We start from the raw sequence: 22,246 nt of genomic DNA, 5'->3' as shown, positions 1-22,246 counted from the left end.
TTAGCTATATAATTATATAATTTTTAAAATCTCAATTAAATTTAGGATAAATCGTGAAATTTGAAGTTAAAAATATCAATTGCCAAAGTTGTGTAAATTTGATTAAGAATTCTCTTGAAGATGAATTTGGAGATATCGATATTGATCTATCTTGTGAGCCAAAAATTTTAAATGTCAATATAACTGATAATCAAACCAAAGCTAAATTTATAGATGAATTAGATGAGCTTGGGTTTGAGATTATAAGAGAAATTTAGGATTATAATTGAAAAAAATTGAGCTAAAAATTGGCGGTATGAGCTGTGTTAATTGTGCTAACTCAATTGCCAAATCAGCCTTAAAAATCCCTGGCATTAAATCAGCAAATGTTGATTTTAACACTCATTGCGGGATTTTTGAATATGAAAAAGATGCCGATATACAAGCCCTTAAAGATAAGATAATTAAGCTTGGTTTTAACATAGCTAAAAGCCAAAATGAGCTAGAGATATCACAACAAAAAGAGCTAAAAAGCCTTAAAACCAAATTTATCATCTGCACCATTATAAGCGTGATTTTAATGTGGATAGAGATGGGCGGGCATGATCTTAAAATAGTGATGATTATACTAGCTAGTATTGGGGTGTTTTATTGTGGGTTTGGGTTTTATTCTCATGCTATAAAGAGCTTAAAAGAGCGTAATTATGATATGAATGTGCTAATATTTTTAGGCACTTTTTGCGCATTTTGCTACTCTATTTTTGCTACAATTTTTCATAATCAAATTCCAACAAATCTAAACTATCTATATTTTAGCGGCGCAACTATGATACTATCATTTGTTTTGCTTGGTAGATATCTAGAGTCCAAAGCCAAGGCCTTAGCCCTATCTCACTTAAAATCCTTAATGGATTTAAGCCCCACTAAAGCCTTTATCATAACTAGTGATGGTAGCACCAAAGAGATAGAGGCAAATAGGCTTAAAATCGGTGATATAGTTCTAGTCAAAACAGGCTCTATCATCCCATGCGATGGCGTGATAACAAATGGTGGAGCTGAGATTGATACAAGTGCGATAAATGGCGAGAGTATGCCTGTATATCGTAGCGTGGCTCAAGAGGTTTATAGTGGGACTTTGGTCTGTAATGGTCATATATTAATCAAAGTTAGCAAAAATCCAGATTCAACTCTTTTAGCTCAAATTTCAAAACTCATCCAAACCGCAGCAAGCAAAAAACTAGCCATCTCCAAACTAGCTGATAAGGTGGCTAATATCTTTGTTCCTAGCGTTGTTGGCGTGGCGGTGGTTACCCTTTTAGCTTGGATGAGTGCGAATATGCCTTTTCAAGGGATTTTAAGCGCTATTTGTGTGCTTATCATCTCATGCCCTTGCGCTCTTGGACTAGCTACTCCGATTGCTGTGGTATGCGCTATTTCACTAGCTTTAAAACACTCTATTTTAATCAAAAATCCATCTGCCTTAGAGCAGTTTAGCAATCTCAAATTTGCAGTATTTGACAAAACTGGCACCATCACAACTGGCGATATCAGCGTGATAGAAACAAATTTAAATCAAGAGAGTTTATCATTAGTAGCTAGTATTTCAGCCTTAAGCTCTCACCCCATCTCAAAGGCAATAGCGCAATACGCCAAAGAGCTGATAGATACAAAATTTCAAGCTAAATTTGAGTATATTAGCGGGCTTGGGATTAAAGGTGATAATATCTTAATTGGCAATGAGAGATTACTAAACTTAAATAAAATATTTATAGATGAGAGTAAAAAGGCTATAATAGAGCAAAAAATGGATATTGGCTATGGGGTTATCTTAGTAGCGATTGATGGCGAATTTAGCGGATATATCGCAATTAGCGATACTATAAAGCCTGAGGCAAAAGAGATTATAAAGAGCCTAAAATCACAAAATATAACTCCGGTTATTTTAAGCGGTGATAGCCATAAAATCAGCAATTTAGTAGCCAAAGAGCTTGATATAGATATGGTTTATAGTGAGGTTTTGCCACAACAAAAATATGAGATAATAGAGAATTTAAAACAATCTGGCAAAGTCGCCTTCATCGCTGATGGCATCAACGATGCAGCCGCATTAAGGGCTGCTGATATATCTATAGCTATGAACTCAGGTAGCGACCTAGCCAAAAATAGCGCCGATATAATTTTGATGAGAAATAATCTAAATGGCGTCTTAAAAACATTAAATTTAGCTCAAAAAAGTAGCACCACAATAAAACAAAATTTGATTTGGGCTTTTGGCTATAATGCCCTTTGTATCCCTGTAGCTGCTGGAGTTTTGGAGCCTCATTTTGGAATTCATCTAACGCCTATGTGGGCGGCATTTGCTATGAGTCTTAGCTCTATTAGTGTGGTTTTAAATTCGCTTAGATTAAAGCTTAGTAAAATTTAAATTTATGTTTATTCATATTGATCTTGATGCGTTTTTTATCAGCGCTGCATCCACTATCGATAAAAGCTTAATCGGCAAAAAAGCAGCCGTAGCAAGTGGAAGCAAATTTGATATATTTGGCGATTATCAAGATATTGGCATAATATTAAGCGCTTCTTATGAGGCTCGCTCTGTCGGAATCCGCTGTGCTATGCACGCAAATTTAGCCAAAAAAATTTGCCCAGAGCTGATCTTAATCCCCACAGATTTCAATCTATACCACAACTTATCCAATCAGCTCTACAAGCTACTTTTAAACTACACTGATGAGATAGAAAAATATAGCATTGATGAGTGTTTTGTGGATTTAAGCGGGACGAAATTTGATAATAATCCTTTAGAATTTGCTAAAAAACTCAAATTTGAAATTAATAATATTTTGAATTTACCATGTAGTATAGGCATAGCCCCAAATAAGCTTCTAGCCAAACTCGCAACTGACCTAGCCAAACCTAGTAAAATATATCAGATAAATAGTGCTTATGAAGTAGAAAATCTAGCTATTTCAATGCTACCAGGCGTTGGCAAAAGCTTATATAAAAATCTTAGTAAATATGGAATTTCCACTATAAAAGATGCTTTATATGCTGGGCAAATATTTGATAATTTAGGTAAAAATGCTCTAAATTTATATAACTCTTTAACTCTAAAGTATAAAGATAAAATTATTAAAAATCAACCCAAAAAATCCCTAGCCATCGCTAGAAGTTTTAGCCCCATTAAAAATAGAGATGAGATTGATAAAAGAGTTATGATACTATGTAGGCATCTATATTTTTCAGTCGCTTCACAAGCGATGAGCCCAAGCAAATTTGAGCTGAAAATTCGCTATAAAGGCCAAGAGCCATCTAGTGCTAGTGTGAGTATAAATGAGCATTTCACCCATAAATTATTGGAGCAAAAAGTGCGTGAGATGCTCGTAAATTTGGATAAATTTAAAGAGTATGAGATAAACTATTTAAGCCTATGCGCAGCTGGTTTTGACAAGCAAAAAGAGATAACGCTATTTGATAATCAAAATCCCAAAAATAGCAAAATCAGTAGCGCGATAATTGAAATTCAAAAAAAATATGGTATCGATGCGATCAAGACTCTATCTGAGTTTTAAGCAAAATTTAGCTAAAATCCACCAAAAATTTAAGGAAAATTTATGAAAGTAGCCGAGGCTTACTCAATTATTTGTATGATTTTTGCGTCAAATTTCGCAGATGCCATCACCGATGAAGCTCTTAAAAAACTCAAACCAAATTGGATTTTAAAGACCCAAAATCCAGAAAATACCAAAGGTAATGAACTCTTAATTAAAGCCTTATCTAGCTGTAATTCTAGTGATATAGCTGCGGATTTGGATAGCTTTAAGGGGGCTTGTTCTTTAAAATTTTTTAAGCAAATTAATGATGAAGATATAGATAATTTTTATAAACAGATAAATTTTAATAAACCATTTACAAATCTGCGTCCTACGCATATATCAAATATGCTCTCACTTCTTGGTGTGATTTTCAAAAATGATACAAACGACAAAACTCACGCTCTTTTGGGTCTGTATCTGACAAATTATCTATTGCCTAGCCTTATATTGTTTGCTAAATTCCTAAGATACAACGCCAAAACTCCGTATTATCAAGCTATGGCTGAATTGATAATGGATTTTATCAAGACTATTAAAGCAAATTTAGGACTCAAAATTGACATTCAATAGCTGGAATTTAATCTATTTAAATATGAATCCCGTGGCATTTAGCCTATTTGGGATAAGCGTTCATTGGTATGGGATTATGTATGTTTTGGCTCTTTTAATCGCTCTTTGGGTGGCCAAATATTTTGTCAAAAAAGATAAAATTCCAATCTCAAATTCCCTTTTAGATAGCTACTTTTTCTGGGTTGAAATAGGCGTAATTTTAGGCGCTAGGCTAGGCTATATCATCATTTATGACCCAAATACCCTATACTATCTCACTCAGCCTTGGCAGATATTTAATCCATTTATAAATGGTGAATTTGTAGGTATTAGAGGGATGAGCTATCATGGAGCTCTGGTTGGATTTATCCTTGCTACTATACTATTTTCTTATCGATATAAACAAAATATATTTTTATATTTAGATCTTGTGGCTATCAGTGTGCCTTTGGGATATATCTTTGGTAGGATTGGCAATTTCTTAAACCAAGAGTTAATAGGTCGCCCTACTGATGTGAGCTGGGGCGTAGTGAGCGCTGGAGTGCTTCGCCATCCTAGTCAAATTTATGAAGCTATGCTTGAAGGGGTGGTGATATTTGTGATTTTGTATTTTTATAGACATTATAAAAAATTTAATGGCGAATTAATCGCCCTTTATGCTATGCTTTATCCTATTATGAGATTTATTTGTGAATTTTATAGAGAGCCTGATTTTGGTATTGGGTTTGTCGCATTTGGACTAAGTATGGGGCAAATTCTCTCTATTATTATGTTTGGCTTTGGTCTTTGGCTATACTTTTGGCTTAAATTTATTAAAAAAGAGAAGCCAATATAGCGGCAATTACATTTGCCACTATATTGGATTATTATGAATTTACCTATTTTTAAGTGATTCTTTTAATATATTTTTGATATCCTTAGTTATCTCTTCTTCGCTCTCAATCATCTCGTATAGCTTAAATCCAGCCTCGATAATCGCATATAGCTCAGGCTTTGTTGTTCGCCATCTTTGTAGTGTTCTAGTAGTGGTGCGTAGTATCCGCGCTTTATCTTGCATAGTGTATTTCATAGTAGTAGATTAGCAGATTTGTATTTAAATAAAAATTCGGATATTATTTCGTAAATTTATTAAAAATTTAGACTTAATGTCTTATAATTCGCCTTTACCTGACTAAATTTGCAAAAGGGGTTGAAATGTTTAAGTTTTTTAACTGTTTTATTCTTACTGTAATAATTTTAGCTTTAACAGGCTGCACTAAGGCTACAGTGAAAGTTACGCCAAGCATTGAAAAGCAAAGTTTTAATGAACAAATAATTTACGCTAAATTTGATAGTAATAAAACATATATGAAAAAGTATCTACCAAGTAATGTTATAATAAAAGATGATGCTCCTATTAATGTGGAATATTATTTTGTACATAATATCGCTCAAGCAAGCGCAGAAATGGATTTTGCTCATCAATTATTTAATCCATTTGCAATATTTGGAGCTTCAATAGGCGATAAAACTTTACAACTTGGAGCTAGTTTAAGATTTTTTAATGAAAATGGACAACTTGTTATTGCTGCGCTATGTAATAGCAATCAAGATAGAAATGTATTTTCACAAGGTAACTTAACAAAATTAAGAAAGCTATGCATTCCTGAAATTCAAAAAAATCTACAACAACAGATAAATATTAAATTTGAAAAAGGAGAATTTAATGTATTTAAATAAAAGTTTTGCAGTTTTAACCATCACTGCTATAACAATTATTTTTACTGGATGCGGTGCTAAAGGGGCTTATTTTGATAAATTTGAACAACCAGCCGATGGTAATGCTTCGATTTATATCTATAGACCTACTGCATTTTACGGTGGAGGAATTAGATATAATGCTATATTAAATGATGGTGAAGAAGAAAGAGTTATTGGCTTAATTAGTAATGGCTCTTATCTATATACTCAGGTTTTTGCCAATAGAGAAATAGAGATTAAAACTGATACTATGGCTGAAGGCTCAATAACCATAGATACAGAAAATCAAAAAATATATTGCATGAGATCAACAGTTGCGATGAGCATAATGACGGCTGCTACTATAGAACAAGTAGATATGGAGACTTGTCAAAAAGAGATTATAAATACTCAATTACATGAATAATCTTTTTAAGCCTAGATTTCTAGGCTTGTTACTATTTAAATTTAGCTTTATGATAATTTCCGATCATCTATAACTCGAGTACTAAGCTATGGATACGCTCTAAAGCTTTGTTTAATGCCATATTTAAAGCATTTATGGGGTTGGTTTCATAACTTTGTTCTATAGTGATTATATCGCTTAATGCCATCTTATCGCTATCTTTTAGCTCTACAGCAATCTGGATAAAAGCTATATCATCCCTAAGGCTCATCTCAATGATATTTAGCCCCATTTGCAGTGTCGCATCGCTGGCGAATTTCACATGGCAGTTATTATACATATAGAGCATAAGCGCCTTTTTAAGCATATCTTTTGGGGTGGCGATATATTTTATATCTTTCATTTTGGATATATTTGTTCCATTTTTGATGATTATATCCCTGCTATCATAGCCGCTTTGAGCCTTGATATATGCTAAATTGACAAATCTATCAGCCCGCCTATCGCAGATTAAATTTCTACTACTCTCATCATATCCAATCTCATAATACTCTAGCTTGTTAGCATTTTTAGCCAAACAACCACTTAACATAAAAGCTGATATAGCCCCAAGACAAATTCTACTCATCAACCCTATTTTTAAATAAAAACTCATAAGGATTATCCTCCAAATTATTTAAATTATTTTTTATCTGTGTTAATAGATCATTTAAATTCTCAATACTCTCCATAGCGGAATTTAAAGTAGGATTAAGTATGGATTTAAAGTCTATTTGACCATCTTTTATTCTATTATCTATATTAACCCAAGTCGCATCAATATTGCTAATAGTCTTATCTAAATTATTAATAACCTTTGGCAAATTAGCCCTATTTAAATCATAAGTTATCATATCTATATTTGAAATTATATTATCTATTTTGCCCAAATTCTCACTACTTCCTATAACGCTCATTAGTGAATTTAAGCGATCAATTGAATTTACTAATTTATCTAAATTTTCTTGCTTTAATGATACATCAATTTTATTTGCTATTCTATCTAAACTCTCGGCCAAATTTGCCGTTTTGGTGCCTATTTTATCCAATAATCCTTCGCCAATCTCTATTTGAGCACGCTCTTTTTTATCAAATACCATAGCCTTATCGCTACCTTTTGTGATATTGATATGTGCAATTCCGCTAATTCCAGATCTCTCCACAATCGCTTTGCTATCTGTTTTTATAGGTAGATCATCGCTCAAACTAAGCCGAATTTCGATAATAGCCAAGCTAGGATCTTTAAAATATATATCCTTTACATATCCCGCAGGGACACCTACAAAACGCACTTCGCTATCTTTTTTAAGCCCATTTGGTAACTCTTTTGTAACTATATAGTAATCCCTTAAATCTCTATTATCATAACCTTGCATAAATAGCAAAAATACCCCTATAAAGCCCAAAACCAAGCAAAAAAACAGCCCAGCTATAAAGTATGAGTTTTTATTTTCCATATTTTACCTCATCAAAAATAGATCTTTTAAAGGATTATCTTTAAATTCCAAAGCTTGTTTAAGATCTCCTTCAAAAGCGATTTTTTTATTATCTACTATCAAAAATCTATCCAAAATATTAAATATACTATCCACATCGTGAGTCACCATCACCACAGTAATACCTAAGCTATCACGAATTTCACAAATCAATCTATCCATTGCTCTAGCGCTAATAGGATCAAGCCCAGAGTTTGGCTCATCTAAAAATAGCACCTTCGGACTAAGTACCAAAGCCCTAGCTAAGGCCACTCTCTTTTTCATCCCGCCACTTAATTCACTTGGGTATAGACTCATGGAATTTGGCTTTAATCCAACCTTGATTAACCACATTTTAGCTATCTCATCGATATCATTTGGTTCAAATTTACTATACTCTCTAAGCATAATTCCGATATTATCTAAAACACTCATATTACTAAATAGCGCCCCAAACTGAAACATAACCCCAAGTTCTAGCTTAATCTCTTGTTGCTTTTTAGGCGTAGCCCTCCAGATATCCACTCCATCAATCTCCACGCTACCGCTACTTGGTTCTTTAAGAAATATCATACTCTTTAAAAGCGTGGTTTTACCACTTCCAGACCCACCCAAAAGTCCGTAAATTTCGCCTTGTTTTATATGGAAATTCACATTTTCATGGATAATTCTATCATTATATTTAGTTACTATATCTTTACCAACTATCATACGCCAAGCTCTGTATAAATCACTGAAAATAACGCATCCAAAGCAATAATCCAAAATATCGCATTTACCACGCTTTTAGTAGTTAGCTCACCTACGCTACTAGTACTCCCACTAACTTCAAATCCCCTCATACAGCCAATAAGCCCGATCACAGCACCAAAAAACGGCGTCTTAATCATTCCAACAAAAAAATGTCTTAGCTCCACGCTCTCTTTAAATCTTTGTAAATACTCATAAAAGCTAAAATCCAAATATATCTTACACACAATCATCTGAGCAAAAATACTAATCATATTAGCCAAAAACACCACTAGCGGCACAGCGATTATAAGCGACGCAACCCTTGGCATAACGGCAAATTTAAATGGATCAAAACCCATAGTTTTCATAGCTTCAATCTCTTCGGTTATCTTCATAACCCCAATTTGCGCCGTAAAGCTAGATGCGGATCTACCAGCTATCACAATCGCAGCTATCAAAGGTCCAACCTCACGCAAGGTCATTATCCCCATGATATCGACTACATAAATACTAGCACCAAATTGGCTAAGCATACTAGCACCTTGATAAGCCAAAACCACACCAATCAAAAAGCTAGTAAGCCCCACTATCCCCACAGCGCCTAACCCAGCACTCTTAATATGATTAGAAAGTTCTTGCAATCTAATCTTAGATGGCTCTTTAAACCCATCTAAAAAGACAAACAAAAACTCTCCCAAAAATATACAAAAATTCACAATATTACGCCGTATATCGATGATAATCTTGCCGATTTTTTCAAGCGAATTTATATCTCTTATCTTATCAATTGTTAAATTCAAAATCCCCTTATCACGCACTAAAGCAAAGATTTTATCGAATTTATCATTAGAATTAACTAGATTAAATTCACCCAAATTCTTACTCAAAAATATCGCCATAGCATAATCAATATGCTCTAAATTAGCTAGATCAATCTTAGATGGTTTTAAGCTTTTTAATCTCTTTAAATCGTCCTTTTTCGCCCGATAATCCCATCTCCCATACAAACTCAGCGTATCGCCATTAAACTCAAATTTACTCATCTTTTCGCATAAACCCTAAAAGAAGCTATAAAAAGCGTTAAAATCGCAGGACCCAACACAATCCCCCAAAATCCAAAGCTAGATAGCCCAGCCATCATAGAAAAAAAGATTAAAAGCTCATTTATCCTAGTCTCATCACCGATTAATTTGCGGCTTATAAATTTAATTATCAAAGGCTTGATGAAGTTATCAGCCAAAGTAGATATCACAACTATAGTATAAACCGCAATTATAATCGCATTAATCCACCCAGAAACGCTCAATTCATATATACACAGCGGCACAAAAACCAAAGCCCCACCAACAACCGGTATCAATGAAGCAAAAGCAAAAAGCACCCCAAACAAAGCCCAATCATACCCATACAACCCAACAATCAAAGCAAACAAAACCCCTTGTAACACCATATTTACAATAGTAGAATAAAATACCACACTCATCGTATTAGATACTTCATTAAATATCTCTTTGATCTCCTTAGTCGCAATAGGCGCCACAGCTGCGACATAACTACTAAGATAAGCCCCATAATAATGCGTAAAAAATATAAAAATCATAATAAAGCTCATATCCACAGCGAAATTTACCCCACCACTAAGAGATGAGCTTAGGTATTTTAAAGAGTTGCTTACCATAGTATTTATATCAAAAGTAGCCAAAAACTCGCTAATCTTAGGCTTCAAAAATCCAAATTTATCAAGCAGAGCTATACTATAACTTCTAATATGATTTATACTCTCATTTATAGCGTTCATATCTAAATTTGAAAGATACTTAAACACTGAAAAAATTAGATAAAAAAGCGGCAAACAAAATAGCCCAAAAAGAGCAATTATAGTAATGGTAGTAGCTAGAATTTGGCTATTTTTGGATATTTTTAAGCTAAATTTTTGGATACTTAGAGTTGAGATAGCTAGCAAAATCCCAATTGACATAGTCATCAAATAATCTTTAAAAAGATACAATAAAGCCGCCAATAAAACAAGCAAAAATCCAGAATAAAACACCTTGCTAGTGCGGAGCTTTTCACTCATCAAAAAGCCCCTTATCAGCTTCATTTATCATATGCTTAGGCGGATTTTTACCAAAAATTTTATAAGTTTGATCGCTTAGAATTCTACCTTTAGCTGTCCTTTGGATATATCCATTACTTAGTAGATACGGCTCTATAACATCCTCTATGGTTCCCTCATCTTCGCTTAGTGCTGCCGCTATAGTAGAAAGCCCAAGCGCACGAGTAGAATAAGCTAAAATATTTAGATATTTCAGATCCATCTCATCAAATCCAAGCTCATTTACCCCTAAGCTATCAAGCGCTATTTTAGCTCTTTCGTGGCTAATTTTGCTCTCATCAGCAACTTCAGCAAAATCACGAATTCGCCTAAGCAACCTAAGAGCGATTCTAGGCGTCCCACGACTACGCCTTGCTATCTCTAAACTAGCCTCTTTACTAGCCAATTTACCTAGTTTATTAGCCGCTAAAGAGATGATTTGAGCCAACTCATCAGCGTTATAAAATTGTAATCTAAATTGCATCCCAAAGCGATCACGAAGTGGAGCTGAGATCATCCCCGCTCTAGTTGTAGCGCCTATTAGCGTAAATTTAGGTATATCTATCTTAATAGTTTGAGCCGCTGGCCCACTACCTATGATAATATCCAAGCGAAAATCCTCCATAGCCGAGTAAAGCACCTCTTCAATAGCTGGACTTAGGCGGTGAATTTCATCTATAAATAGCACATCACCCTCTTCTAAATTTGTCAAAATCGCTGCTAAATCTCCACTTTTTTCTATCATTGGCGCTGATGTTATCTTAATATTTGCGTTCATCTTAGAAGCAATTATATGAGCCAAAGTTGTCTTGCCAAGTCCTGGTGGCCCATAAAACAAGGCGTGATCTAGACACTCACCACGCTTTTTAGCCGCTGCGATAAAAACCTCTAAATTCGCTTTAATCTTATCTTGACCGATATACTCATCAAAATTTGAAGGCCTTAAGCTCACTTCATATTCAGCATCAAAGCTAACTCTCTCAATCTCTACAATTCTATCCAAATCCTAGTCCTACAAATCAAATTTATCAAATTTAGCACCCATTTTTTCATAATAATACGCCCCGCCCCTAATCTCTTTAACTGCCTTAAATCCATGCTTTTGCAAGAGCTTTAAAGCCTCTTTAGAGCGAGTTGCCGTAGCACACATTAGATAGAATTCATCATCTTTTTTAAAAATATTCTCCACAGAGCTTACAAATAGCGGATTTACCTTGCCACTTAAATTCGCATAAGTTATCAAATGCGACCCTTCTAAAATCCCAAATTCCAGCCACTCGCTAGGCAGCCTGATATCTACTATTTTGCTATTTGGTATATTCATATTGACTACTTGGGAATTTAATATTTCTTACTTCATCAGCGTAATTTTTCATCGCTTCACGAATCAAATTCGCCCCATCCATATATCTTTTGACAAATTTAGGCCTAAACTCATTATAAAACCCAAACGCATCACTCCACACAAGCACCTGCCCATCACAGCTAGCACCAGCCCCAATCCCGATAGTAGGCACTTTAAGAGCTTTTGTTATCTCTTTGGCTAGATCACTTGGGACGCCTTCTATTAAGACCATTTTCGCCCCAGCAGACTCTAAGGCCAAAGCATCTTCAAGGATGGATTTTGCCTCTTTATCATCCTTGCCAGCAACTCTATATCCCCCTTCTTGGCGTGAGAGTTGAGGCTTTAAACCTATGTGAGCGATCACAGCGATTCCATTTTGATCTAGTAATTTTATTGTAGGCGCTATCTCTTTTGAGCCTTCTATTTTTACGGCATCGCAAAGGGTATTTTTGTAAATTTTCACAGCATTTTTCAAACTAATTTCTGGCGTGATAGTAGAGCCAAAAGGCATATCCACAACCAAAAACGCTCTTTTAGCACCCCTTTGAACGGCTCTTGCGTGATATATCATCTCATCAACACTTATCCCCAAGGTCTCATTAGCACCGCCAAAACTCATATTTAAGCTATCGCCTACTAAAATCATATCAGCATAATCATCAAAAAGACGAGCAAACAAAGCATCATAGGCTGTTATCATAACGATTTTTTCTCTATTTTTCTTAGCGATTAAATCAGTGATTTTTATTTTTTTCACGCTTTTCCTTTAATTTTTTGAAATATTTTACTAAATTTAACCTAAATTTTGTTACAATTTGGCAAAAAATCAAAGAGTAAATGATGGGTTTGTTAAAAGAGCTAGAGGCAAATTACGATTTAGATACTATTGAGGATTATCTCACCCACTTTAATATGATGAACGCAAGCCTTGATAAACTCATTGTAAATTTAAATCGTGATGATAAATTTCAATCTAATAGCCTTGAATTAAATAGAATTTTTCACAATATCAAAACCGCAAGTCAATATCTAGAGCTTAGCCCCATTGCCAAATTAAGCGCAATTGCTGAAGATATCACAGATAGATTAAAATCCAATCGCACCACTGGCGTTAAGGCTTCAAATGAGCTTATAGATTGGCTACTTTTGGTAGCTGATCAACTCCAAGGTTATTTAGATGATATCGAAAATGACGAGATCTATCTAAGGATATTAAATCCCAAAATCATCGCTATCCCTAATGAGATATTTAATTAAATTTTAAGCTAAATTTGAGTATTATTCTCGCCTTTTTATGGGGGTGACTTGGCTTCGACAGGAGTAGTGAGGTCACGGTGGCATGCAGCTTTTGGCATAGCTTAAAAAGCCTAAATAAAATTAAACGCAAACAACGTTAAATTCGCTCCTGCTTACGCTAAAGCTGCGTAAGTTCAGTTGAGCCTTGCTATTTGGCGATGCTATCTAGCTAAATCAGCGAGTAATTTTAGATAGTGTAGCTTTGCTATTTGACGAGTAGCAAGGTGAAATTTAGTCTTAGCTTGGCTAGTTGTTTTGGGAAGTGAACACGGCTGGGTGAAATTTTCACTTCTGCTAAGCATGTAGAGGCTGTGGGTTTGTTATTTTTGGACTGCGGTTCGATCCCGCACACCTCCACCATCTCTATTTATCGCCATATCTGACATTTTATTATCGCTTGTTTTAATAGCAATATAAGCCATATTCGGGTTTTTAAAGCTATTTCCAGCATAATCTTGATAGCCTATAAGCATTTTGATAGTATTATAAACATCTCTTTTATTTTTAAACATTCCGTCTTTTGCGTGATTATCCCATAAATACTGCAAACTAGCTCTTATTTGTGCTTGTGGCAAATTTAGCTCTGTTGCTAAATCTTTTTCAATATCTAAAAAGCATTATAAGGGTATTTTTGCGTTGCTGTTTGTGGATAAGTCACAAATCCATCGCCTTTTAAAGCGTTTTGTAGATAAGATATTTGTTTGGTTAGGCTATCTATATTACCGCCATTTAGTTGATTTGCTAAATTTACTTGATTTTCAGCTTGATTGTCTGCTTTAACTACTTGTTTTTCTATCTCTTTAACTGCTTCTTTAAACTCATTTAATAGATTTCTTGTTGGTGTTGGCAAGTTACCATCTGGGATATTATCTATATTTTTAATCGCTAGTTTAAAGTCGCCATTAGCGTTTAGTATGGCTTTGTTTACTATCTATCTTATACTATTTGAGAAAATTTAAAATATTAAAGAAATTTATTTTCTTTTTTAAGGGTGAGAAGAGAGTGCTTTTGGCAGCTAAGTAGAGTGATAAATAAATAATACAAATGATAGTAATACAATAGCTCCATTTTTTAATACTTCAAATTTTCACACAGGTTTATATCATTTGACTTAAAATATACAATTTGATCTTTTGGGAATTTAATTTTATTAATACTTAATACGCTTTTAGATATAATGAGCCCCAATAATCCCTAAGGAAATTTATGAAAGAAGTGATACTAGTAGGCCGACCAAATGTCGGTAAAAGCTCGCTTTTTAACCGCTTAGCTAGGCAAAGAATTGCTATAACTAGCGAAGTTAGCGGCACTACAAGAGATACAAATAAGACTGAAATTCAAATAGATGATAAGAGCTGTATTTTAATAGATAGCGGTGGGATAGATGAGAGTAATGAGCTATTTATCAATGTCAAAAACAACACGCTAAACGCCGCAAAATACGCCGATATCATAATCTTTATGGTAGATGGCAAGATGCTTCCTGATGATGTGGATAAAAGGCTATTTTACTCTTTATTAAAATTAAATAAGCCAATTGCGCTTGTGGTAAATAAAGTTGATAGCAAAAAAGATGAAGAGCGTAGCTGGGAATTTAATGAATTTGGTGCTAGCGTAGTCTTTAATCTCTCTGTAAGCCACGCTACTGGAGTTGATGAGCTTTGTGAGTGGATCTATAAGCAGTTGCCAAAATCAAATTTAAAAGCTGATAGCGATGAATTTGATGAGTTTTTAGATGATTTTAATGATAGTGGCGAGTTGGATTTAGATAATAAAGCTATAGATTATGAGAATAAAAATATCAAAGTCGGTATCGTAGGGCGTGTAAATGTAGGTAAATCAAGCCTATTAAACGCACTTGTCAATGACAATCGCTCCGTAGTAAGCAGTATCGCTGGGACGACTATTGATCCTGTTAATGAGAGTTTTGTTTATGATGGTAGGGTTTTTGAGTTTGTTGATACGGCTGGGATTAGAAAGCGTGGCAAGATAGAAGGGATAGAAAAATATGCCCTAAATCGCACTCAAAAAATTCTTGAAGTAGCTGATATCGCCTTGCTTGTGCTTGATGCAAGTGAGCCATTTACTGAACTTGATGAGAGAATCGCTGGACTAGTGGGTAAATTTGAGCTTGGTGTTATCATTGTGTTAAATAAATGGGATAAGGAGCATGGTGAGTTTGATAAAGTGGCGTTTGAGATTAGAGATAGATTTAAATTTTTAGCTTATGCGCCTATTATAAGCGTATCTGCCCTTGGCAAAAAGCGAATTCATAAGCTATATCCGCTCATAAAAGAGGTATATCAAAACTACACTCAAAGGATCAAAACTTCAGAGCTAAACGCACTTATAGAGGAGGCTGTAAAGATCCATCCTATACCAAGAGATCATGGTAAGGTTGTAAAGATTTTCTATGCGGCTCAATTTGGATTTGCCCCACCTAAAATAGCCTTAGTGATGAATAAGCCTAGATCTTTACACTTTAGTTATAAGCGATATTTGTTAAATAAGCTTAGGGATAAATTTAATCTTAGCGGGACTCCAGTGATTTTAATACCAAAAAATAAGGGAAAAAATGAGACAGACATATAAAAATATAATTTTAATTGGATTTATGGGCGTTGGCAAGGGTAGCGTAGCTAGAGTTTTAGCTCGTAAAATGAGAGTTTTTGCCATTGATTGTGATGACTTGATAGAGAGTTTTGCCAATAAAAAGATTATTAAAATTTTTGAAGAAGATGGTGAGGCTGAGTTTAGAAAGATAGAGAAAAATTTAGCCAAATTTTTAGAAAAATCTGTAAATGGTGCTGTGATATCTACTGGTGGTGGGTTTTATAAGGTTAAAAATTTAAACAAAATAGGCACGGTAATCTACCTAAAATCAAGTTTTGATAAGATAATGGAGCGTATCTTAAATGCACCAAACGCAGAGAAAAAAATAGCCAAAAGACCACTTTTAAGCGATCTAGCTAAGGCTAAGGCTTTACATAAAGAAAGAGATGAAGCATATACCAAAAAGGCTGATTTAATCGTAAATGTGGAGGGTAAAACTCCTGAACAAGTAGCTACAAAAATTATAAAATTGCTAAATAAAAAGTATCTAAAAGGATAAAATTTGAGAATTCTAACAGGACTTCAGCCCTCTGGCAAACTTCATCTAGGCAACTACTTTGCTAGTATCAAACCGATGATAGATAGGCAAAATAGTAGTGATAATGAGATGTTTATATTTGTAGCTAATTATCATGCGATGACCTCTTTAAGCAATGCCAAATCACTTAAATCTAACACCATAGAAGCAGCGGCGGCCTTTTTGTCTCTTGGGATAGATCCTAATCGCTCTACATTTTGGGTTCAAAGCGATGTTAAGGATGTTTTAGAGCTTTATTGGGTTTTATCACAGCTTACGCCGATGGGGCTAGTGGAGAGAGCTCACGCCTATAAAGACAAGGTGGCCAAAGGCTTAGAGGCAAATCACGGATTATTTAGCTATCCGATATTGATGGCGGCCGATATCTTGCTATTTAATGCTGATATAGTCCCAGTAGGCAAAGATCAAATTCAACATGTAGAGATAGCAAGGGATTTAGCACTTAAATTCAATCACACTTATAAAGAGATATTCTCTCTACCTAAAGCCGAAGTAGCTCAAAATGTGGCCACGATCCCAGGGACTGATGGGGCTAAAATGAGTAAAAGCTACAAAAATACAATTGATATATTTAGCGATGCTAAAACACTGAAAAAGCAGTGTGGCTCTATAGTTACTGATAGCACTCCGCTTGAAGAGCCAAAAGATTGGCAAAATTGTAATATCTATGCTATTGCTAAGCTATTTTTAAATAAAAATGAGCTAGGGAATTTACAAGATAGATATGCCAAAGGTGGCGAAGGATATGGGCATTTTAAGGCCTATTTAAATGAGTTAGTATGGAACTATTTCGCACCTGCTAGGGATAAATTTGATTACTATATAAATAACCAAAATGAGGTTATAGAGATATTAAAAGAAGGAGCTAAAAAAGCTCAAAAAACTTCAGATGAAATCATAGCCAAAGTTAGAGATGCTGTGGGAATTTACTAAGGAAAAAATATGATAAATTTAAGATTAATCGAGACAAATTATGATGAATTAAATGCTAAATTAAAAGCCAAAAAAGTAGATGATGGGGTGCTAGCTAAGCTTTTAGAAGCTTACAATAACCTTAAATCCAAAAGGCTTGAGCTAGAAAATATCCAAGCCATACAAAACGCAAAAAGCAAGGAACTTGGCATAAAAGCTAAAAATAAAGAGGATATAAGCGAGTTAAAATCGGAGCTAGATGCTAATAAAAAAGAGCTTCAATCACTCTTAGGCATAGTAAGTGAGCTAGAATTAAATTTAGAAAAAATAGCCAAAAGTGTGCCAAATATCATTGATGATGATGTCCCATTAGGTAAGGATGAAGATGATAATGTCTGTATATTAAGCGTCTTAAGTCCTAGGGAATTTGACTTTAAGCCAAAAGAGCATCATGAATTGGGCGAAGCGCTTGGTTGGCTAGATTTTGCTACTGGGGCTAAGATATCAGGGAGTAGATTTACAATTCTTAGAGGTGATGGGGCTAGGCTATCAAGGGCGCTTGTGAATTTCATGATTGATTTTAATATGAGTCGTGGATTTGAGCTAGTTAATGTGCCATTTTTGGTAAATTCTAATACCCTTTATGGCACAGGCCAACTACCTAAATTCGCCGATGATTTATATAAGGTAGATGGAGAGGATCTATATCTTATCCCTACTAGTGAGGTACCAGTAACTAATATCTATAATGATGAGATTATCCCTGCTGAAAAACTGCCTATTAAGATGACTTGCTACTCATCTTGCTTTAGGCAAGAGGCCGGAAGTGCGGGTCGTGATACTAGGGGGATGATAAGACAGCATCAATTTGAAAAAGTAGAACTAGTAGCAATCACCAAAGCTGATAGTAGCGAAGCTATGCTAGATGAGATGGTAAGTTGTGCTAGCGATATGCTAAGTGCTCTTGGTTTGCCACACCGTCATATGATGTTGTGTAGCGGGGATTTGGGATTTAGTGCGGCTAAGACAATTGATTTAGAAGTTTGGCTACCAGGTCAGGGCAAATATAGAGAGATTAGTTCTATTTCAAATACTCGTGATTTTCAAGCTAGACGAGCCAAAATCAGATACAAAGATGATAAGAAAAATATCTTAGCACATACGCTAAATGGCTCTAGCCTAGCAGTTGGTAGGACGCTAATTGCTATAATGGAGAATTATCAAAATAGCGATGGCACAATAACCATTCCAGAAGTTTTGAAAAAATATTTTTAAAATAGGAATTTAAAGTGGCTGATGAGTTAAAAGAGCAACAAGAGGTAGTAATACTAGATAAAGAGAGCGATTCTAATGATGATATTTCACCTATTGATGATGATATTATCCCTATAGATTCTCAAAGTGATAATTCTGCATCTGTAAATTCTGATGGCAATTCAAATTCCGCTCAAAAAGAGAAGTTAGAAGAGCCTGAAGAGATAAATTATGGGTCTAAATTTAAATTTGATAAAAAGCTTATAATAATCGCTATTTCATCTTTTGTTTTGTTAATTATCCTTATCATCATAGCCATTTCTAGCTCTTCTGATGATCCAACGCCTACCCAGCCTATCACACAAGAAGAGCCAAAACCTATTGTCCCACCGACAATAACGCAAAAATTTCAAAATTCAAAAATAGATAGCATGCTAATCAAAGCCAACAAATTATACGAAAGTGGCAACAAAGTAGAAGCTCTAAAATTATACGAAAATATCGCCCTTTATAATGAATCTTTATCAAAATATAATCTAGGTGTATCTAAGATGAATCAAGGGCTATTTAAAGAGGCGATTGAGACATTTAAAGATGCCATTAGCAATAACGAAAATATCACAGTAAGCGCTATCAATATCGCTGTGTGTGCTTTAGAGATTGGCGATGAAGAGCTATTTAAATACTATATAGATTTAGCAAATGCCTTTATAAATAGAGATAGTGATGTGAATTTATATGAGTTTTATAACGCATTAGTTAGCTACTATCGTGGCTATTATATCGAAGCTTTACACACACTAGACCTATCAGATTCTAAATACTACACCAGCCAAAAAGAGTATCTAAGATCTAAAATTCTAAGCTACCTACACGAAGATAAAGAGGCTATTAAGGCTATTAAAGCTGCGCAAGATTATGATACTAATCTACCGCTTGGACTTTTATACGCAAGACTTGGCGAGTATAAAGAGGCAAAACAATATCTAAATAAAGCCCTAATAGATGATAAAAACGCCCCATTAACTCATCTATCTATATCTCTTATAGATCTCAAAACGGGTCAATTCTCATCAGCAGCCAAAACCCTAAGAATGCTAAATGATTATAATTCCACTTTTATCAAAGATACATACCCTATAAAAACTATATTAAATCCAGAGATTTTCGATATAAATTTAGCCCAAAAAAACTACAATATGAATAGATTTTTTAGCCGAAATACCCTATATCAAATTCTATTTTATTACACTCCATATAAGGCATTTGACCCTAAACAGACAATAGAATATATCAGAAAGGGCGGATTAAGCCTATTTGTAGATGAAAATAGCGTAGCTGATGAGTATCTCAAGACTAGTGGAGCAGTATCCAAAGCCAACGCAATGCTATCTCAAGCGATATTTAAAGCACTAAATAATAATCTAAGAGAGGCTAATAGCGACTTTTTGGAGATTGTAGAGCTATACCCAAACCACTCAATTGTCCAATTCAATCTAGCTCTTACCTTTGCTCAGCTTGGTGATTTTGCTCTAGCTTATAAGCATTTTGTGACTAGCTACCATTTAGATCCGCTAAATTACATAGCTGGAGCTTACGCTATAATGAGCGCTCAAATGATAGGCAAAGAGAGTAGGCGGCTTACAAATGAGGTATTAGATAATATAGATTTAGACCCAAATTTAGAACCAAATAATATCTATAAAGCTATGATTCAGCTCACTCAAAGCAATGAGAGCGCACTAAATAACTGGCTAGATCAAAACAAAAATGATAATATCTTAAATATCGCATTTAACATAATCGCAGCCTACATAACCAAAAGAGATGAGATAATCACCCAAGCCACAAGCAAACTTAATGAGAAATTACCAAATGATGTATTAACCAATATAATATACTCAACAACTAGATTTAATACCAATGATATCAAAAACTACGCCAAAGATATACAATTTAAATTCCTAACAACAAATCTAAATAAAGGCGCTTTATATGGTGGTGCATCTATCATACGAACAGAGTATATCAAGCTTTTACAAATCGCAGGATTATTAAATAAAGAGCGTGAGAGTATCACCGCAGATCTTAAAATTTCAACTCAAAATACTAAAGATATTCTATACACTCTAGCATACATAGATCTATTTACTAATCAATATGAAGAGGCCTATACCATCTATAACGAGCTGATAAATAATGAAAAAATCGATGACGCAAATACGCTATTTTTAGCTAGTGTCGCAAGCATTGGGGCTAATCATCCAGATAGTGCTATTGGTTATTTAGAACTTGCTAAACTCACCAACCCAACTTATAGCGAAGCTAGATTGGCTCTTGGGCTTTTATATCAAGAAGTTGGCAATATAGAAGCCGCTATAACGCAGTATAATGGGCTAGGTGATAGCGGATATATTAGTGAGTTTTTCACATTTAAATTAGAATAATTATCTAATTTGCCCATCACCTCTAATAATATATTTATAAGTTGTTAGCTCACTAACCCCCACAGGCCCACGAGCGTGCATTTTGCCAGTGCTTATACCGATCTCACCACCAAAGCCAAACTCCCCACCATCGCTAAATCTAGTTGAGGCATTAGCATACACGCAAGCACTATCAACCAAGCTTAGAAATCTCTCACATGCGCTATAATCATCACTTACTATCGCTTCACTATGTCCGCTACTATGTTCATCGATATGAGCTATGGCCTCATCAAATCCGCTTACGACTTTTAAATTTAGCTCAAAATCCAAATACTCATTATAGTAGCTATCCTCGCTAGCTTTTTGGCAATCAATTATTTGGCTAGATTTTTCACAACCATGGATTATAACGCCAAATTTATCTAGCTCACTTTTCAAAAGTGGCAAGAACTCACTAGAGAGCTCCTCATCTACTAGCACACTCTCAGCAGCATTACAGACTCCCGGGCGTGAGCATTTGGCATTTACACAGATATCTAGAGCTTTTTGGATATTTGCTGATTTATGGATATAGATATGGCAAACGCCCTTATCATGTTTTAATACAGGCACACTAGAATTTGAACTTACAAATTTCACAAGCCCTTCCCCGCCCCTAGGCACCACTAAATCCAGATACCTGTCCATTCTAATAAAATCAATAATCTCATCTCTACTAATATCAAAATACTCCACACAACCGCCATACTCTTTTAAGCTATCTTTAATAATCTCCACAAGAGCTAAATTCGAATTTATAGCCTCTTTGCCACCTTTTAACGCACATCCATTAGAACTTTTAATAGCTAGAGCCACCACTTCAGCCGTTACATTTGGGCGAGATTCATATATGATGGCAATCACTCCAAGCGCAACGCTGATTTTTTCTATCTTTAAGCCACTTTGGGTTATCCAACCATCTTTGATCTTACCTATTGGATCTTCTAATAACGCTATATCTCTTAAGCTTTTAGCCAAATTTATAATGCGTTTTTCATCTAATTTCAATCTATCTTGAAGTGCTGGGCTTAGATTTTTGGCATTTTGTAGATCTATAGCATTAGCTTTGATAATTTTATCTATATTTTGCTCTATTGCCTTAGCTATATTTTCTATCAAATTTGATCTTTGACTTTGAGTTAATGTTTGTAATTTTTTTGTAGATTTTTTAAGATTTTTAAGTTTTGTCTCCATAGTTTTACCTAAATATTTTTTAGCCCTTATATTAGC

25 protein-coding genes and 1 other RNA gene are annotated in these 22,246 nt (G+C 34.7%); 14 read left to right on the top strand and 12 right to left on the bottom strand.

From position 1 onward, the window contains the following. Nucleotides 1-53 precede the first annotated feature (53 nt). The 5 genes from CLAN_RS02495 to lgt are packed head-to-tail and all read left to right on the top strand — an operon-like array spanning nucleotide 54 to nucleotide 4,959. Complete coding sequence (locus tag CLAN_RS02495; protein WP_096013478.1) at nucleotides 54-257, top strand: heavy-metal-associated domain-containing protein; 204 nt, start codon at nucleotides 54-56, stop codon at nucleotides 255-257. Between the two features lie 8 nt (nucleotides 258-265). Next, nucleotides 266-2,404: a heavy metal translocating P-type ATPase gene (locus CLAN_RS02490; RefSeq protein ID WP_232045856.1), complete on the top strand. Its 2,139-nt coding sequence runs from the start codon at nucleotides 266-268 to the stop codon at nucleotides 2,402-2,404. A gap of 4 nt (nucleotides 2,405-2,408) precedes the next feature. After that, a complete protein-coding gene (locus tag CLAN_RS02485) occupies nucleotides 2,409-3,551 on the top strand; it encodes a Y-family DNA polymerase (protein WP_096013479.1) in 1,143 nt (380 codons plus the stop codon). A gap of 42 nt (nucleotides 3,552-3,593) precedes the next feature. Beyond that, a complete protein-coding gene (locus CLAN_RS02480) occupies nucleotides 3,594-4,145 on the top strand; it encodes a hypothetical protein (protein ID WP_096013480.1) in 552 nt (183 codons plus the stop codon). A 22-nt stretch (nucleotides 4,146-4,167) separates the two neighbouring features. Further along, on the top strand, nucleotides 4,168-4,959 hold the full coding sequence (gene lgt, locus CLAN_RS02475; RefSeq protein ID WP_096013684.1) for a prolipoprotein diacylglyceryl transferase: 792 nt from the start codon (nucleotides 4,168-4,170) through the stop codon (nucleotides 4,957-4,959). A 39-nt stretch (nucleotides 4,960-4,998) separates the two neighbouring features. Here the strand turns inward: lgt and CLAN_RS02470 are convergent, their stop codons facing one another. Continuing rightward, entirely contained in the window at nucleotides 4,999-5,193 is a 195-nt protein-coding gene (locus tag CLAN_RS02470; RefSeq protein ID WP_086228798.1) for a hypothetical protein, read from the bottom strand. 125 nt (nucleotides 5,194-5,318) lie between these two features. Here CLAN_RS02470 and CLAN_RS02465 point away from each other — a divergent pair, with 125 nt between their 5' ends. Together CLAN_RS02465 and CLAN_RS02460 are read left to right on the top strand one after the other, a co-directional pair. Beyond that, a complete protein-coding gene (locus tag CLAN_RS02465) occupies nucleotides 5,319-5,843 on the top strand; it encodes a hypothetical protein (protein WP_086298223.1) in 525 nt (174 codons plus the stop codon). After that, nucleotides 5,830-6,270, top strand: a complete 441-nt coding sequence (locus CLAN_RS02460) for a hypothetical protein (protein ID WP_096013481.1) — start codon at nucleotides 5,830-5,832, stop codon at nucleotides 6,268-6,270. The genes CLAN_RS02465 and CLAN_RS02460 overlap by 14 nt, the downstream gene beginning before the upstream one ends. Before the next feature lie 67 nt (nucleotides 6,271-6,337). On the opposite strand, the gene CLAN_RS02455 is transcribed toward CLAN_RS02460, so the two are convergent. Genes CLAN_RS02455 through panB form a run of 8 tightly spaced genes read right to left on the bottom strand, consistent with a single transcriptional unit; the run spans nucleotide 6,338 to nucleotide 12,692 of the window. After that, nucleotides 6,338-6,904 (bottom strand): hypothetical protein, encoded by a 567-nt coding sequence (locus CLAN_RS02455; protein ID WP_100590509.1) that lies wholly within the window; start codon nucleotides 6,902-6,904, stop codon nucleotides 6,338-6,340. After that, on the bottom strand, nucleotides 6,870-7,745 hold the full coding sequence (locus tag CLAN_RS02450) for an MlaD family protein (protein WP_100590508.1): 876 nt from the start codon (nucleotides 7,743-7,745) through the stop codon (nucleotides 6,870-6,872). Before CLAN_RS02450 ends, CLAN_RS02455 begins: the two co-directional genes overlap by 35 nt. A 3-nt stretch (nucleotides 7,746-7,748) precedes the next feature. Continuing rightward, nucleotides 7,749-8,474, bottom strand: coding sequence for an ABC transporter ATP-binding protein (locus tag CLAN_RS02445; protein WP_096021123.1), 726 nt, complete (start codon nucleotides 8,472-8,474; stop codon nucleotides 7,749-7,751). Next, the gene (locus tag CLAN_RS02440) at nucleotides 8,471-9,538 is read right to left on the bottom strand and encodes an MlaE family ABC transporter permease (RefSeq protein WP_100590507.1); all 1,068 of its coding nucleotides are present in this window, start codon (nucleotides 9,536-9,538) and stop codon (nucleotides 8,471-8,473) included. Before CLAN_RS02440 ends, CLAN_RS02445 begins: the two co-directional genes overlap by 4 nt. Next, on the bottom strand, nucleotides 9,535-10,572 hold the full coding sequence (locus tag CLAN_RS02435) for an AI-2E family transporter (RefSeq protein WP_232045855.1): 1,038 nt from the start codon (nucleotides 10,570-10,572) through the stop codon (nucleotides 9,535-9,537). The genes CLAN_RS02440 and CLAN_RS02435 overlap by 4 nt, the downstream gene beginning before the upstream one ends. Continuing rightward, nucleotides 10,565-11,593: a Holliday junction branch migration DNA helicase RuvB gene (gene ruvB / locus CLAN_RS02430; protein WP_096015157.1), complete on the bottom strand. Its 1,029-nt coding sequence runs from the start codon at nucleotides 11,591-11,593 to the stop codon at nucleotides 10,565-10,567. Before ruvB ends, CLAN_RS02435 begins: the two co-directional genes overlap by 8 nt. 9 nt (nucleotides 11,594-11,602) lie before the next feature. Beyond that, complete coding sequence (locus tag CLAN_RS02425) at nucleotides 11,603-11,914, bottom strand: rhodanese-like domain-containing protein (protein WP_086244238.1); 312 nt, start codon at nucleotides 11,912-11,914, stop codon at nucleotides 11,603-11,605. After that, complete coding sequence (gene panB, locus CLAN_RS02420; RefSeq protein ID WP_100590505.1) at nucleotides 11,898-12,692, bottom strand: 3-methyl-2-oxobutanoate hydroxymethyltransferase; 795 nt, start codon at nucleotides 12,690-12,692, stop codon at nucleotides 11,898-11,900. Before panB ends, CLAN_RS02425 begins: the two co-directional genes overlap by 17 nt. 80 nt (nucleotides 12,693-12,772) lie before the next feature. On the opposite strand from panB, the gene CLAN_RS02415 reads away from it, so the two are divergent. Beyond that, nucleotides 12,773-13,192 carry a phosphorelay protein gene (locus tag CLAN_RS02415; RefSeq protein WP_232045854.1) on the top strand — a complete coding sequence of 140 codons (420 nt, stop codon included), beginning with the start codon at nucleotides 12,773-12,775 and terminating at the stop codon, nucleotides 13,190-13,192. Nucleotides 13,193-13,231: 39 nt separating this feature from the next. Next, nucleotides 13,232-13,591, top strand: a transfer-messenger RNA (tmRNA) gene (gene ssrA, locus CLAN_RS02410). On the opposite strand, the gene CLAN_RS08230 is transcribed toward ssrA, so the two are convergent. Together CLAN_RS08230 and CLAN_RS02405 are read right to left on the bottom strand one after the other, a co-directional pair. Continuing rightward, nucleotides 13,552-13,779, bottom strand: coding sequence for a hypothetical protein (locus tag CLAN_RS08230; RefSeq protein WP_152023675.1), 228 nt, complete (start codon nucleotides 13,777-13,779; stop codon nucleotides 13,552-13,554). The two genes, ssrA and CLAN_RS08230, sit on opposite strands and share 40 nt — an antisense overlap. A 59-nt stretch (nucleotides 13,780-13,838) precedes the next feature. Then, nucleotides 13,839-14,081: a hypothetical protein gene (locus tag CLAN_RS02405; protein ID WP_096029701.1), complete on the bottom strand. Its 243-nt coding sequence runs from the start codon at nucleotides 14,079-14,081 to the stop codon at nucleotides 13,839-13,841. A 356-nt stretch (nucleotides 14,082-14,437) separates the two neighbouring features. Here CLAN_RS02405 and der point away from each other — a divergent pair, with 356 nt between their 5' ends. The 5 genes from der to CLAN_RS02380 are packed head-to-tail and all read left to right on the top strand — an operon-like array spanning nucleotide 14,438 to nucleotide 20,995. Beyond that, complete coding sequence (gene der, locus CLAN_RS02400) at nucleotides 14,438-15,823, top strand: ribosome biogenesis GTPase Der (RefSeq protein ID WP_096015634.1); 1,386 nt, start codon at nucleotides 14,438-14,440, stop codon at nucleotides 15,821-15,823. Then, a complete protein-coding gene (locus CLAN_RS02395) occupies nucleotides 15,807-16,343 on the top strand; it encodes a shikimate kinase (RefSeq protein WP_096019815.1) in 537 nt (178 codons plus the stop codon). The genes der and CLAN_RS02395 overlap by 17 nt, the downstream gene beginning before the upstream one ends. A gap of 3 nt (nucleotides 16,344-16,346) precedes the next feature. Next, complete coding sequence (trpS, locus tag CLAN_RS02390; protein WP_100590503.1) at nucleotides 16,347-17,315, top strand: tryptophan--tRNA ligase; 969 nt, start codon at nucleotides 16,347-16,349, stop codon at nucleotides 17,313-17,315. A gap of 9 nt (nucleotides 17,316-17,324) precedes the next feature. Beyond that, nucleotides 17,325-18,569, top strand: coding sequence for a serine--tRNA ligase (gene serS / locus CLAN_RS02385; protein WP_096020951.1), 1,245 nt, complete (start codon nucleotides 17,325-17,327; stop codon nucleotides 18,567-18,569). Between the two features lie 14 nt (nucleotides 18,570-18,583). Then, entirely contained in the window at nucleotides 18,584-20,995 is a 2,412-nt protein-coding gene (locus tag CLAN_RS02380; protein ID WP_232045853.1) for a tetratricopeptide repeat protein, read from the top strand. Here the strand turns inward: CLAN_RS02380 and CLAN_RS02375 are convergent, their stop codons facing one another. Further along, nucleotides 20,996-22,210, bottom strand: coding sequence for a glutamate-5-semialdehyde dehydrogenase (locus tag CLAN_RS02375; protein ID WP_100590502.1), 1,215 nt, complete (start codon nucleotides 22,208-22,210; stop codon nucleotides 20,996-20,998). Nucleotides 22,211-22,246: the final 36 nt, after the last annotated feature.

The sequence above is a fragment of the Campylobacter lanienae NCTC 13004 genome, from assembly GCF_002139935.1.
GTDB lineage: Bacteria > Campylobacterota > Campylobacteria > Campylobacterales > Campylobacteraceae > Campylobacter > Campylobacter lanienae.
Note: the sequence above shows the minus strand (reverse complement) of the source record. Positions and strands in the feature narration are given on the sequence as shown.

Coding starts and splice junctions, on each gene's coding strand:
- CLAN_RS02485 (WP_096013479.1), top strand. CDS start 2,409: ATGTTTATTCATATTGATCTTGATGCGTTTTTTATCAGCGCTGCATCC.
- CLAN_RS02480 (WP_096013480.1), top strand. CDS start 3,594: ATGAAAGTAGCCGAGGCTTACTCAATTATTTGTATGATTTTTGCGTCA.
- lgt (WP_096013684.1), top strand. CDS start 4,168: ATGAATCCCGTGGCATTTAGCCTATTTGGGATAAGCGTTCATTGGTAT.
- CLAN_RS02470 (WP_086228798.1), bottom strand. CDS start 5,193: ATGAAATACACTATGCAAGATAAAGCGCGGATACTACGCACCACTACT.
- CLAN_RS02465 (WP_086298223.1), top strand. CDS start 5,319: ATGTTTAAGTTTTTTAACTGTTTTATTCTTACTGTAATAATTTTAGCT.
- CLAN_RS02460 (WP_096013481.1), top strand. CDS start 5,830: ATGTATTTAAATAAAAGTTTTGCAGTTTTAACCATCACTGCTATAACA.
- CLAN_RS02455 (WP_100590509.1), bottom strand. CDS start 6,904: ATGAGTTTTTATTTAAAAATAGGGTTGATGAGTAGAATTTGTCTTGGG.
- CLAN_RS02450 (WP_100590508.1), bottom strand. CDS start 7,745: ATGGAAAATAAAAACTCATACTTTATAGCTGGGCTGTTTTTTTGCTTG.
- CLAN_RS02445 (WP_096021123.1), bottom strand. CDS start 8,474: ATGATAGTTGGTAAAGATATAGTAACTAAATATAATGATAGAATTATC.
- CLAN_RS02440 (WP_100590507.1), bottom strand. CDS start 9,538: ATGAGTAAATTTGAGTTTAATGGCGATACGCTGAGTTTGTATGGGAGA.
- CLAN_RS02435 (WP_232045855.1), bottom strand. CDS start 10,572: ATGAGTGAAAAGCTCCGCACTAGCAAGGTGTTTTATTCTGGATTTTTG.
- CLAN_RS02425 (WP_086244238.1), bottom strand. CDS start 11,914: ATGAATATACCAAATAGCAAAATAGTAGATATCAGGCTGCCTAGCGAG.
- CLAN_RS02415 (WP_232045854.1), top strand. CDS start 12,773: ATGATGGGTTTGTTAAAAGAGCTAGAGGCAAATTACGATTTAGATACT.
- der (WP_096015634.1), top strand. CDS start 14,438: ATGAAAGAAGTGATACTAGTAGGCCGACCAAATGTCGGTAAAAGCTCG.
- CLAN_RS02395 (WP_096019815.1), top strand. CDS start 15,807: ATGAGACAGACATATAAAAATATAATTTTAATTGGATTTATGGGCGTT.
- serS (WP_096020951.1), top strand. CDS start 17,325: ATGATAAATTTAAGATTAATCGAGACAAATTATGATGAATTAAATGCT.
- CLAN_RS02375 (WP_100590502.1), bottom strand. CDS start 22,210: ATGGAGACAAAACTTAAAAATCTTAAAAAATCTACAAAAAAATTACAA.